The 12647-nt window shown below is 70.0% G+C and carries 13 protein-coding genes; all 13 read right to left on the bottom strand.

Annotation, left to right across the window (positions count from 1 at the left end; translation table 11 throughout):
* Window positions 1–18 precede the first annotated feature (18 nt).
* From ABZW96_RS02430 to ABZW96_RS02370, 13 genes are read right to left on the bottom strand one after another with little or no spacing between them, the layout of a single operon-like run.
* Window positions 19–1683: a peptidoglycan DD-metalloendopeptidase family protein gene (locus ABZW96_RS02430; RefSeq protein WP_355070525.1), complete on the bottom strand. Its 1665-nt coding sequence runs from the start codon at window positions 1681–1683 to the stop codon at window positions 19–21.
* Window positions 1684–1720: 37 nt separating this feature from the next.
* The gene (locus tag ABZW96_RS02425; RefSeq protein ID WP_067802237.1) at window positions 1721–2029 is read right to left on the bottom strand and encodes a transposase; all 309 of its coding nucleotides are present in this window, start codon (window positions 2027–2029) and stop codon (window positions 1721–1723) included.
* Window positions 2026–4170 (bottom strand): hypothetical protein, encoded by a 2145-nt coding sequence (locus ABZW96_RS02420; protein WP_355070523.1) that lies wholly within the window; start codon window positions 4168–4170, stop codon window positions 2026–2028. The genes ABZW96_RS02425 and ABZW96_RS02420 overlap by 4 nt, the downstream gene beginning before the upstream one ends.
* Before the next feature lie 7 nt (window positions 4171–4177).
* Window positions 4178–5668, bottom strand: coding sequence for an SCO6880 family protein (locus ABZW96_RS02415; protein WP_355070521.1), 1491 nt, complete (start codon window positions 5666–5668; stop codon window positions 4178–4180).
* Window positions 5665–7095, bottom strand: coding sequence for a hypothetical protein (locus ABZW96_RS02410; RefSeq protein ID WP_355070519.1), 1431 nt, complete (start codon window positions 7093–7095; stop codon window positions 5665–5667). Before ABZW96_RS02410 ends, ABZW96_RS02415 begins: the two co-directional genes overlap by 4 nt.
* Before the next feature lie 38 nt (window positions 7096–7133).
* Window positions 7134–7940 carry a hypothetical protein gene (locus tag ABZW96_RS02405; RefSeq protein ID WP_355070517.1) on the bottom strand — a complete coding sequence of 269 codons (807 nt, stop codon included), beginning with the start codon at window positions 7938–7940 and terminating at the stop codon, window positions 7134–7136.
* A 23-nt stretch (window positions 7941–7963) separates the two neighbouring features.
* Entirely contained in the window at window positions 7964–8776 is an 813-nt protein-coding gene (locus tag ABZW96_RS02400; RefSeq protein ID WP_355070515.1) for a hypothetical protein, read from the bottom strand.
* On the bottom strand, window positions 8773–9429 hold the full coding sequence (locus tag ABZW96_RS02395) for a hypothetical protein (protein ID WP_355070513.1): 657 nt from the start codon (window positions 9427–9429) through the stop codon (window positions 8773–8775). Before ABZW96_RS02395 ends, ABZW96_RS02400 begins: the two co-directional genes overlap by 4 nt.
* A 31-nt stretch (window positions 9430–9460) precedes the next feature.
* On the bottom strand, window positions 9461–9745 hold the full coding sequence (locus ABZW96_RS02390) for a hypothetical protein (RefSeq protein WP_355070511.1): 285 nt from the start codon (window positions 9743–9745) through the stop codon (window positions 9461–9463).
* Entirely contained in the window at window positions 9745–10041 is a 297-nt protein-coding gene (locus ABZW96_RS02385) for a hypothetical protein (protein ID WP_039799032.1), read from the bottom strand. Before ABZW96_RS02385 ends, ABZW96_RS02390 begins: the two co-directional genes overlap by 1 nt.
* A 51-nt stretch (window positions 10042–10092) precedes the next feature.
* A complete protein-coding gene (locus tag ABZW96_RS02380; protein WP_355070509.1) occupies window positions 10093–10755 on the bottom strand; it encodes a DUF6668 family protein in 663 nt (220 codons plus the stop codon).
* Window positions 10752–11630 carry a hypothetical protein gene (locus ABZW96_RS02375; protein WP_355070507.1) on the bottom strand — a complete coding sequence of 293 codons (879 nt, stop codon included), beginning with the start codon at window positions 11628–11630 and terminating at the stop codon, window positions 10752–10754. Before ABZW96_RS02375 ends, ABZW96_RS02380 begins: the two co-directional genes overlap by 4 nt.
* Before the next feature lie 15 nt (window positions 11631–11645).
* Entirely contained in the window at window positions 11646–12614 is a 969-nt protein-coding gene (locus tag ABZW96_RS02370; RefSeq protein WP_355070506.1) for a hypothetical protein, read from the bottom strand.
* Window positions 12615–12647: the final 33 nt, after the last annotated feature.

Here is a 12647-nt window from a genome sequence, read left to right as displayed (position 1 = left end):
GTTCGCGCCCGTGAACGCTCACAGCACCCTCCTCGCCCGTCCGTCTCCTGGCACCGCGACTTCCGAAACGCCGCCGCCGGATCGGACGTCCGCGCCGGGCACCGACTGGATCATCCGGCCGTTGCCCGCATAGACGCCGACCTGCGCGGGGCCACGCGCGCCGAACGAGCTGAACACCAGATCCCCGGGCTGCGCCTTGCTCATCGGCACCTCCGCGCCCGCCTCCCACTGCTGTTCGGCCGTGCGCGGCAACGTCACCGCGCCGGAGGACGCCGCGAACACCGCCGCCGCGGTCAGGCCCGGTCCGTCCAACCCCCCGCCGCTCGGTCCTTGGGGTCCCCCGCCGCCCCACACGTAGGGCGTGCCGAGCCACTCGTGCGCGGCTTGGACGATCTGGTCGCCGGCCGAACCCTGCCCAGGGGTGAACCGGCCGAGCGAACCCGGCGCTCGGTATTGCGCTTCCATGGTGAGAATGTTGCGCACGTATGGCTGGGTCTCGGCGTAGTGCGCAGCGAGCTGGTTCGGCATGCCGCCCGAGGCCAGCACCGCGCCTTCGCCGGCGTTGTACGCCGCCAGCGTCAAAGCGACGATGTCGCCCTGCACCCTGCCCTCGGCCTGCCACCGCTGGATCTGGTGCGCGATCGCGCACATGTAACGCCCCTGGCCGACGATCGCGTCCCCGTCGTCCCACACGCTGGCCACGCCGTTGCCGTCGGCATCGATCACGTACGGCTGACCGTCGTCGGGATCGATGCTCACCGCGGTGGTCGGCAGGAACTGGGCCAGGCCCTGCGCACCGGCGGGCGAGGTCGCGCCGCGCCGGAAACCGGATTCCTGCCTGCCCTGCGCGGCCAGTAGCGACGGCGTGATCTGCGGGCAGATCGAACCCGCACGGCGGTACCAGATCTCCAGTTCTTGTGGCACCTTGCCCGCGGCCAGCGCGCCACCGGCGGTGCCGAAACCGAGGCTGCAGCGTGGATCGCTGGAATACGCTCGCGCACCGCCGACATCCGGGGTCGGCGCACCGTCGAGCCAGGGCAGCGGATCGATCTGCCGTCCGCCGGTGAAACGGCCGCCCGGGACGATCTCGAAATGCAAGTGGGGCCCGCTGGATTCACCCGCCGACCCCACCGCGCCGATGTGCTGCCCTGCGGTCACCGTATCGCCCGGCCGGACCAGGACGCCGGAGTCCCACATGTGGCCGTAGACCGCCGAGTACGAACGGCCGTTGATGTCCACCGAGTCGACGACGATCCAGTTGCCGAATCCGGATGCCGGACCGGCGGCGACGACGCGGCCGTCGGAGACCGAGAAGATGGGCGTGCCGTCCGGCGCGGCCAGGTCGACGCCCTTGTGCGCGCCACCCCGCGCGCCGAACGTGTCCGACACCGTGAAGGTTCCGGTGGCCATCGGCAACGTGCGGCGTAGCGGGCCGACTCCCGCCGCGAGTGAGGGTGTGGCGGTCGCGGCCGGATTGGGTCGGCTCGCCCCGGAACCTGTTGTCGCGGCGGCGCGCCGATCGCCCGGCGGGTAACCGCCCAGCGGCGGAAGCGCCGACTGCGATCCGAGCACGGAGCCGCCCTCACAGGCGTCGTCGACGGCGGGCATGACGATGACCAGCACGATGGTCATCAGGCCGAGCACCGCGCCCAGCGCCGTCCACAAGACGGATTTGCCGCTCACCGCCGCACTCCGGCATCGTGCCGCGCGCAGCCCGGGTTCACGTGCGGCGCCGAGTCTCGTTGAGGGTGTCGGCCAGCGTGCGGTTCATCTCGGCGGCGGCAGCCAACTGCTGTTGCAGCAGTGCGACCTTGCGCCGCAGCGCGGTGGCGTCCATCCGCTCCAGACTGGGGCCTTCGGCCGCGCGCACCCAATTGCGCACCGAGTTCGTGTGCACACCGATCTGCTCGGCGACCACGCGGCATGCCTCCGATTCACTGCGCAGCTTGCCGGTCAGCGCGATGACCTGTTCGACCGCCGCTTGACGCACCTCCGGCGAGACGCGTCGGTAGGACCGGTGCGGCATCATGCGGCGCTCCCCGGTGAATCCGTTCCTCGCGAGATCGATTCGGTGAACTCGCTGAACCGCTGGTTGGTGTCGTGGATCCCGCTTTCCTTCTCCGACAGCGTGAATTCCATGTGGAAGGGGATACCGGGGCGGCGATCCTCACCGATTTTCAGCAGGAACTTACCGGTGCCGGGCGGGGAGGGCCGCTGCTGTCCCGGTTTGAGCGCCTCGCCGGTCAGCGCTTGCGGCGCGGACCATCCGGTCACCATCTCCTCCTCGGCCGAGGTGAACGGAACCGTGCTGTCGAGCCGTTTGATCTCCTCGGCCGGAAGCGCGCCGAAGATCTTGGCGCGCGCCCGCTCGAGGAAACCGAGCGCCTTCGCGATGGCGGCTTCCGATCCGAGCGCCTGCAGGTCCTTGATGGTGTGGCTGATCATGATCAGCGCGGTGGCGATGCCGCGCTGCAAGCGGGTGAGCTCGTCGACGCGGTCGACCATGAAGTCACCGAGGCCGAGCACCTGCCACAGCTCGTCCATCACCACTTGGAAATAGCGCTGCGGACCGAGTTTCGCGTCGGCGAGCACGTGCGCGGCCTCGACCGAGGCGAACCCGTCGGCCCAGCAGGCCAGCATGACCGCGGCTTTGAGCTTCTTGTCGCCGGTCGGGATGTGTGAGACGTCCATGCACACCGCGACCGCGCTGGTATCGATCGGCACGGTGGTCTGGCCGTTGAAGACCGCGCCGAACGGTCCCTGGGTGAGCGCGCGTAGGGAGCGGCGCAGCCCCTTGATCGCCTCCTGGTACTCCGCGGTGTCGTCGGCGCCCGCGTCCAGCATCAAGTCCTCGCCGCCGCCGACGATCACCTCGAGCAGGTTCTCCATGATCGGCGGCTGGTCCGGCGTGTACCCGCTGCCCGGCCGGTAGAGTATGCGCAGCGCGGTGGCGATCAGGGTCTCCTCGTAATCGCGGACACGATCGCCGCGTACCAGTTCCACCAGGCCCGCGATCAACGTCACCTGCCTGGCCCGCAGGTCCTGCAACACCTGCAGCTGCAACGCCGGGAACTCTTCCAGTCGCGGGACGACCGCGCCGAGCACGCCCGCCGCGAGCGGGTTGAGCTTGCCGTGCCCGTAGCCCAGGTCGATCACCTGGCCGCCGACGAGCTCGACCATCTTCCGGTAGTCCGGTTTGACGTCGGCGAGGATCAACGGCGTGATCCCTTGCGCGATGCCACCGAGCACGATGCGGCGGACCAGCGAGGACTTGCCGAAACCGTTGAGGCCGAGAACGAACAGGCTGGGCGCGGTGATGAAGCTGCCGCGCATGAACCAGTTCATCGGGTCGAAGCAGACCGGCGCGCCGGTGTGCAGATGCGAACCGAGGGGCGTGCCGATCAGCGGCGCGCCCGCGCCGACCGACCAGGGCCACAGACCGGCGACCTGGGCCGTGGTGGCACGGTACTCGACCGGGCGGCCGACCACGTTCATCCGGCCGCCGCCCGCGCCCGCGTAGCCGCGGTCGGTGAGTTGCGCTGTGCTGCGGTCGAATCCGTCCTCGATCGTCTGCTCCGCGCGGGCCGCGTAGTTGCGGCGGCGGATGTCGTCGGTGCGGACCCGGAACTGCGCCCATGCCGCCCGCAAGCCATTGCCCTCCCGGGCGAGCATCTCCAGCTTGGCACGGGTGGCGTCGTCGAGCAGCGGTGGCCCGGATTGCTTGCGCCGATCGGCTTTCGCCTTCGCGCGACGGGCCGCCTTGTCCGTGTACGGGCTGCCCATCGCGCGGTCGGCGGTGTAGTCGACCTTCGCGGGCCGTGCCACGCGACCGTTCCTGGCGCCGCTGCGCTCCGGCCGCGCGGCGATGCGCTCGGTGACCGCGTCGCGGGACATGCGGGGGTTCCGTTCGGCCCGGGAGCGTTCGTTGTGCCCCCGGTCGGCGCGCACGCCGTCGGACCGGCCCGCGCCCGGTCGAGCGCGACGCTCGCCCGCTCGCCGGTCGGTCGTGTCCACGCCCAGCCGGTCCTCGCCGTTCACCCGCGCCGAGTCCCGTGTGGGGCGCCGCCGTTCCGGCCGCTGTCCCCACTCGTCCCGGCCGGATTGTTCGAGCCGCCTGCGGCGTGCGTCCTCGTCCCGTTCCCGCACGGGTGGCTCGTAGTCGCGTGCCATGAATCGCTCACCCCGCCAGTGCCTTCGGAATTGTCGCGTGTTCCGGCAGGATCACCCCGCAACCGAGCGAGGCCGCGAAGGCCGCCGCCTGGTAGCGGTAGCACCGCCGAATCTTCAAGCGCGCCTGGGTCGACAGGTCGCGCGTGATGGCTTCGATGCGCGGCAGGTCACCGCGCAAGGGCTCGGTGATGGTCACCAGCGCCCCGAAGCGGGTCACACCGTGACCCCTGGCCTGCTCCTCGCGGGCCTGCTGAGTCGCGCCCACCCGCAGCGTCGCCGCCGCGGACACGACTCCGCGTTCGCTCTGTTGGGCCACCAACGCGTTCTTGAAATCGTCGTCGACGATCTCGGCGGCGTCGGCGGCCGAGTGCGGACGGTACACGATCGCGATACGTTTGCGCGGCACTTCGGGATTCGGCGCGAGCAGCCGCTGCAGCACCCGCTCGTCGACCGCGCCCTCGGGGGCGGCATCCATTTCCCAGGTGACCGACCGGCCACCGTCGTGCACCAAGTAATCCCACTTCTCGTCGTGGGACACCGGGCCCGCGTCCGCCCAGTCCAGGCCGTGCCCTTCGGGTTCGCCCGCGGCCACCTCCAGGTCGGCCTGCGAGGCGGGATCGTAACTGCGGCGGATGAACGAGATCACCTCGTCCGCCGACATCGGCTGAGCGCGCACACCGGCTTCCGCCAGCGCGGCGCAGATGCCGGGCAGGCGCCGGCCGATCTCCACGGCTTCTTCGGCCGGGTTCTTGCGGCGCTCGGCGGTGGTGGCCTTGAACGTGATCGCCACCCGCGGCAGCAACTGCACGCGCTCCTGCGGCAGTTCGGTGGCCAACTCGTACATCACCTGCTGGGCCAGTTCGGGCGCCTCGGGCCTGGTGATCGTGGAAACCTCGGTGAGCAAACGGTTTCCGGTCTCCGGCACGGTGTCGATCACCGGCACCACGGCGACGATGTCGCTGGTCTGTCCGACCGAGGCCAGGAAGGTTCCCCACGCCGACACCCACCGGTCGATCACGGGCTGGTCCACGGCCTCATGACCTTGCGGCCACGCGCGCAGCACCACGGTGTACTGGGCGAACTGCGGCAAGTGGATCATGCCGAAGCTGTAGCCACCCGCGTCGATGCCCTCATACAACTTGGAGGGCGCGAGCAGGCCCGGCAAACGGGTGACGCCGCCGGGGATCCGGGAGAAGCGGCCACCGCGGTACACGTGCTCGCCACGACTGCGCGAGCGCATCCAGTTGAACATCATCAATCCCGTCTCGTAGCCCGAACGACCTCCGGTCCGCCACACCAGTGGGACCATCACGACGACACCGACGCCGCCGACGATCACACCCCACTGGAAGCCGCCGACCATCGCGGTGATCAGCGCCGTGATCACGACCGCGAAGCCGAGCACGGTTTCCTCCCAGCGCAAGCCGAAAAGGCCTGCGCTGCGCGGCTTCTGCCAAAGCCCGTACGAGCGGCGCTCGTAGGTGTCGGTGATTGTCATCGCGGAATGGTGCTCCTCCCGAGGTCGGGTGAACGGTTCGTCCAGCGATCGCCCGCGACGTCACCCATGGCTTGGTCGGCCCGGCTCAGCCCACCGCTCGCGGCGCGCGCCGCGCCGATCCGGCCTGCCGTCCTGGCCGCTCCGGACGCTACCCCGGCCGCGCCCGCAGGTCCGGAGGCGCGCGGAGCCGCGCCGCCCTGGGGGCCGCCGCCCCCACGCGGCGGCGTCGGCCGAGGTGCGCCGCCGCCACCTCGCGGTCCGCCCGCGCCGCCCGGGCGCGGTCCGGTGCCGCTGCCGCTCACATAGCCTGCCCGGCCCGGCGCCGCAGTGCCCTTCACGCCGACCGCCTTGGTGCCCATGGCGCCGAGAGCAGCCACACCGACCAAGGTGCCGCCCGCCGCGGTGAAACCCGAACCGCCGCTGCCGACGATCGCGACGGCCGGAGTGACCAGTCGCATCAGCGCGGGCAACACGAATGCCACGCTGCACAACAGCACGATCGCCACCAGCATGCGCTGGGCCTGCTCACCGTCGGGCAAGCCGCTGGTCGGAGTGAGCGAGTCGACGTGGCCCGCCGTGGTGAACGCGATCATGTAGACGATCGCCGCCACCGGTTTCCACAGCATGAAGGCGATGATCCAGCCGATGAGCTTCTGATAGGACTGCTTGCCGATGTTCATGCCGGAGGCCGCCGCGGCCAGCGGGAGCACACCGGCCGCGATCACCAGCAGTCCCTGCCGGACGATGGCGAGCACGATCTGCGCGAGCGCGCCGAGCAGGCCCACGATCGCGATGATCAGCACCAGGCCGGGCGAAAAAGCCTGCAGCTTGCTGGTTTTCACCATCAGCTCGGCGAGGTCCTTGGCATTGCCGTTGGTCGAGTCGTCGATGATCCACTCCGCGAAGCGGTCCGACGCCTGCGTGCCCGCGACGATGACCGCGCCCAGCATCCAGGAGCTGAACACGACACGGGTGAACATCCGGAACGATTCGGCCGCCTCGTTCATCGCGGCCCCGCGTCTGGCTTCGGCCAATCGCGCCCCGGACAGGATCACCGACGCTATCAGCAGCAGGATCTGCGCTTGATAGGTGTAGTCGTTGATCTTCGTGAACAACGAACCGGAATCGCTGACCGCCTCGTTGGGCACCTTCATCCAGAAGGTCAACGCCAGGATGATGGCCTCGCCGAGACCGTTCATCAGCGAATCGACCACCTTGCCGAAGGTGGAGTCCCAGGCCTTGTCCTTCACCGCCGTCGCAGCCTGGTTGGGATGCGAGGCGGCATTGCCCGCCTTGCACGCGGCGGACGCGGCGTCACCGAGGGTGAAGCCGGGCAGCCCGAGGCCGTCGAGGCTGTCGTGGATCTCGTTGCACGTATCGTCGAAGCCGTACGTCTGGCCGTAGGCCACGGTCGGAGTCGCGATCATCACAGTGAAGATGACCGCGAGGATTGTGACTAGCCGCCTCACCATTGTGTCCACCCATCGATCGAACCGATCGTTTCGAGCGGCTGCGCGTCGCCCGCGGACGACTTCAATCTCCAGCCACCGTCACGCCATACCACGTTGAGTCTCATGGCCACCCAACTTCGCCCGCCGTGCAGGAACTCACGGGTCTTGCGGGCGACACGAACAACAGCGAAATCGTCACCATAGCTTTCGATTCGAAATGCGTCGGACGCGTACAGCAGCGGTTTGACGCTCTCCGGCAAGACGTCGGGCACTTTGCCCTCGGCGATCTTGCGCTCCCGGTCGGCGAGTTCCTCGGGCGTGAGGATCACCAACCGCTGCCACAGCGTGTGGTCGGTGGGCCGCGCCACGGTCCGCCAGTAGATCTGCTCGGCGGCCAGGGCGGCGCCCTGCGGGGTCTTGGCGAACCCCGTCGGCACACCGTTGTCGACGCGCGCGGGTCCATCGGTCGTCGAGAACGGAACCACGGGGCCGCCGTACACCTGTTGCCAACCGCCCGGCTGGTTCGTCCCGCCCGGCGCGCCGGTCTGCCACTCCGGATCGGTCGGCGTCCGTGGCGCGCCCGACTGCGAGAGCGCCTGCCCGGCGGGGTCTTTCGGGATATCGAAACGATGGCCGAACGAGTCCGCACCCGTTCCAGCGAAGGACGACCCCGGACCGGGTGCGCCGGAAAGGTCGGCCGATGCCGTCGTCTGCGACACCTGGCCGGCTGCCGCGTCGTCGTCCCGGACCGCGAACACGGTGACGACCGCGGCCACCGCCACGGCCAGTACCGCTCCCGCGCCCAGCACGGCAGGCGGCATGCGATCGGAAGACCTCCTACGACTCACCATCGCGTCCACCCCTGCAACGACTCGACGTACTCGGTCTGGGCGTTGTTGGTGGTCGTGGGCTTCAGGCGCCAATCGCCCGCGTCCCACACCATGGCCAGACGCGTCGCCGCCCACAGTTGTTTGCCGTCGATCACCGGGCCCCTGGTGGCCAACCGGACGATGGCGAGATCGTCGGCGTAGTCATCCACTTTGAACGCGTCCGAGGCGACGAAGTAGCGGGTCACCTTTTCCGGCTGCTGCTTCGGCAGCCGGGAGTCGGCCAGCGCCTTGTCGTAGGCGGCGATCTGCTGGGCGGAGACCCGGACCTGGCGCACGTACAGGTCACGGTCGGCGGGCCGGGCGTTGAGCCGGTAGGTGATCTGCGCCGCGGCCAGCACCGCGCCCTGCGGGGTGTGCGAGTACCCGACGGCCAAGTCGTCCTCGATCCGGGTCGGCCCGTCGGAGGTGGAGAACGGGACGGACGCGCCGTACACCCGCTGCCAGCCATGTGGTTCGGCGGTACCCTCCGGCGCGGCGGTCAGCCAGTCCGCGTCGCTGGGCTTGCGCTGCCGGGAGGGGTCCTGCGCGAGCGGTTGCCCGGCAGCGTTGTTCGGGATGTCGACCCGCCTGCCGAGGATGTCCAGCTCGGGGCTCGCGAAGCCGGTTCCGCCGGAGCCTTCGGCGACGGCGGGCGCGCCTGCGACCGGCTCGTCGTCACGGCTGACGAAAACGAAGATGCCGACCACCACGATGAGCGCCAGCACGGCGGCGGATGCGACGATCCCGAAGGAGACACGGTCGCGCGCGTACGACTCCCTGTCGCTCACGTCGGTGCCTCCACTTTCACGATGTCGGTAGGTAATGCGTCGATCGAATCGATCGGTCGCACGGTCGAATCCGGATCCGGCAGCCGTAATCTCCAGTCGTCGCCGAACCACTCCACGGCCGTGTGGTGCACTGCCTTCGACCTGTCGGAGTACTCCGTATACACGTCCACGGTGGACCGCGACTCCGAGTAGCCGGTGATCTTGTAGCCGAGCAAACGGGGCGCGAACTCCGGGCCCGCCGGGCCGGTGATCGACAGCTGCACCCGGTTGATCGCCCATTCGTCCTTGGCCGGACCCGGAACGAGCTCCGCGGCAGCGACTTTCGCCCATTGAGTATCGGCCGCCACGGCCAGCCGCACGGAGTGGGTCAGCGCGGCGATGGCCGCGCCGCGCGGCGAGTGCTCGAAACCGGTCGCCGCGCCGTCGGCCGTCGACCGCGGTCCCTGGCCGGTGTGCGGCAGCGGCACCCCTTGGAACGGCTGCCACCGCACATCGGTGGGAGCGGCCGAGAGGTCCGGCCCCACCGAGTCCGCGCCACCGCCGCAGCCGACCGCCGCGAACAGCAGCGCGGCGCCGACGACTCCGGCCGCGGGGCGGCGGATGTCACGCCGCCACGCCGCGGTGTCCGCCGGCCGCAGTACTGTCGAATTCATTCCCGCGTCGTCCCCGTCCCGCTCCGGCGGCTCACGCGGGCAGGAACGCCAGGGCGATCCCCGACGCCGTGCTCGCCACCACAGCACCCAGCAGGCTCATCAGAACGCCGTGCGAGGCATCGTTCATGGCCAGGTCACTGCGAAAGACCAGCCACAGCTTCCCCGCGGAGACGATCATCCAGGCCAGGCACACCAGAAGGACGAACCACAGCAGCCAGTTCAGCAGCTGCATCAGCGGTGCGAGGACGTCGGCGGGCATCTGCTTGTAGGCCAGCGACCCGGCCGCGAGCATGTATACGGTACCCATCGCCGACATCAGGTCCCGATGACCGCGTTCATGATGGTGCCCGCGCTGGTGGCGACCACGCCGCCGATCATCGCGCCCGCCACCATCTTCGGCGACTCCAGACCACCACCGGTCCACTTCTCCCAGGCGAACTTGCCGCCCGCGTAGACGATGCCGCAGATCCCGGACAACAGGACGAACCACGTGAGATACCGCACCAGCTGCAGGATCTTCTCCGAACCGGGCGGCGCCTCGGGCGTCGGATTACCGACTTGCGCGAGTACGGTGCCGTACGTGTCCTGCACGGCGAGGAGGAGCGTGCTCATCGGGTGCCTTTCTCGAATAGTGGGTGGTGGTCGCCGATGCGATGCGGACGTTCACTCATCGGACGGCTTGCGAAGATCCGGAGACCCGCGGTCGTAGCCGACCTCCTCCAGTGCCGTCCGAGCTGCCGCCACGATGTCGGCGCCGAGCTCCCGGACATCGAGCGGGACTTCCTCCAGCAGATCGAGCTTGCGTTTCCGCGGTGGCACCAGGTCACCGGGCGACCACACCGGCAGCTGCTCCGGTTCGACCAGCGTCCACTCCTCGTACCACGGCACCTGCCACACCTGTCCGGCCAGGGAGCCGACCACGTCTCGGTAGCGCCGGATCTCGGGAGCCATCCGTCCTGGCCTGGCGGCGACGGTGATCAGGCCGAGCACGTCGGAAGGACCGGCGAAACCCGAAAGATGTTGGCGCAGAAGGTCGTGCGCGCGAGACAGACCGGCGATGGTCTCCCTGGCGACGAGGACGACGAACGGGCTTTCGCGGTCGAAGACGCCGGGCCAGCGGCGGCCCGAATCCGCCGCGGGCGCAAGCACATGCGCGAGGGTACTGGCTCCCGCTCCGCCGTGCACACCCAGCAGCCAGACCAGCGGCGCACGGCCGACACCCGGTACGGGACGGTCCCAGACGGCGGCACGGCGGGACTCCGGCGGGGCGATCACACCGGCGGGCGCGGGATCGGGCTGACGCGGAAAAATCATGGCGGCGGTCATGATGCCACCCCGGCGAGCAGGCGCCCATACGCCCGGCGCGTCTCGTCCGCCAAGGAGGAGTGCCGCACGAGTTCACCACGGGCCAGATGCGGATCGTAGGGAATCTCCCTGATATCGCGAACCCAGCCGGACAGGTGCTGGCGCAAATGATCCGCTACCCGGGAGTCGTCGCCGGGATACTGGTGCGAGATGACGATGGTGGTGTCGCCGACGATGCCGCCGCCATGTCCTTCCTCGGCGTCACCGAACTGGTCGTCGAGCCATTCCAGGGCGACCCGCAGCCGGTTGGCCGCGTCGTTGCGCGCCGGAATGGCAAGTACCAGAGCGACTTCCGCGTCGTCGAGCAAGGGAAGCAGTTGCCGGGCGGCAATCGGATGCCCCCCGTCGTAGACGCCGGTGTATCCGGCGTCGCGCACCGCGCGGGCGACCGTGAGGTAGGTCGCACGCCTGCGCAGCGGCGCGGCATCGCGCCACAGCAGGCCGACGCCCGAGGTCGCCCGCGACAGGCACTCCTTCAACGGCGCGGGCTCGTCGTCACCGCGTCCGTACAACCAGGACTGCAAACTGATCGGGTGCAGATGCTCGTCCGCGCCACGCAGCGCGAGATCACTGCCCGCCGAAGTGGCGTCCACCGCGACTGTCGGCGTTCCACCCGTGCCCATCTCACCCGCCAAACCCAATGCCGTCGTCGTGGTACCCGCACCACCGCATCCACCGACCACCAGGATCGGCCGCTGCGCCGGACGATCCGCGTCGGAACCGTCACCCTTGCCGCGCCGCAGCCGCACTACCGGAGCCTTCGAACGCACCGGCCGGCTCGACGCCGCGCCCTCCCCGGGCGCATCGTCGAGCCAGCGGCTCCAGTCCTCTCCCATCGCCTCTGCTCTCCTTTATCCGGCCGTGATACCCGTGATCAGGGTGCGGCCGTCGATCACCGCGGTGGTGACCGTCTGCCTGTTGTACGTGGCGGGCGCGCCGCCGGGCCGGTACTCGGTGACCTCCACCGAATACCGGTTGTCCGCGACCGTCACGATCCGGACGCAGTGCGTCGTGCCGATCGGGACGGAGTCGATGCCCCGCTGGATGACCCAGGCGGGCTGGACGTCGGCGGCCGGAGCGACGGCCGCGCGGGCGCGGTCCCCCGAACGTTCGACGTAGTACGCGTACTGGAACGACAGCACCGCGTCGGGCCCGGAGCCCGTGCCGCCCGGCTCCGCGCTGCGCACGATCGCGTCACTGCGCTCGGTCGGGCAGGCGCCCGCGCTCACCGCGCGCGGGTCACCGCCCGCGTGCACACCGCCGACGGTGAGCTGCACCGACGCGGACCCATGTGAGTCCTTGGGCAGCGCGGCGCGACCGGCGGCGGAGCGCAGCAGCAGCAGCACGCACACCGCGGCGACGGCGATGATCAGCACCGCCGCGATCCCGATGAGCAGCAGCCGGGCTCGGCGCACCGCCGGATGGTCGCGGGCGGCTTGGCGCAGTGCACGCGACGCCGCAGGGCGCGGCCGCTCGACCGGCTCGGGTATGTCGTCGTCGGCCCACGGCAACTTGACCGGATCGGCCTGCCGCGGCGCGACGTAGTCGTCGTCGGGGCCGGGCGCCCGGCCGGTCACCACCCAATCCGACCAACCGCCGGTGAATTCGCTGCGCTGCGCGGGCAGATCCGACGGGACCTCCTCGGGCTTGCGCTGCCACGGCTCGGTGTCGTCGCGGATGTAGTCCGGATAGCGCGAAGGCGCGTCGTCGTCTGCCGGGGCGATGGTGTCCGCCTCATCCGGCTTGCCCGCCTCTGGCGTTCCGACCGCCGGCTCGAGAGCGCCGTACCAGCGGGAAAGCTGTTTGTACGACTTCAACATTCCCCCATTCCCGCAGAGCAGGGCACGCAGTAT

The organism is Nocardia sp. NPDC004168 (assembly GCF_040610355.1).
Classification (GTDB): Bacteria; Actinomycetota; Actinomycetes; order Mycobacteriales; family Mycobacteriaceae; genus Nocardia; species Nocardia sichangensis.
This window is presented reverse-complemented; position numbering and strand designations above follow the sequence as displayed.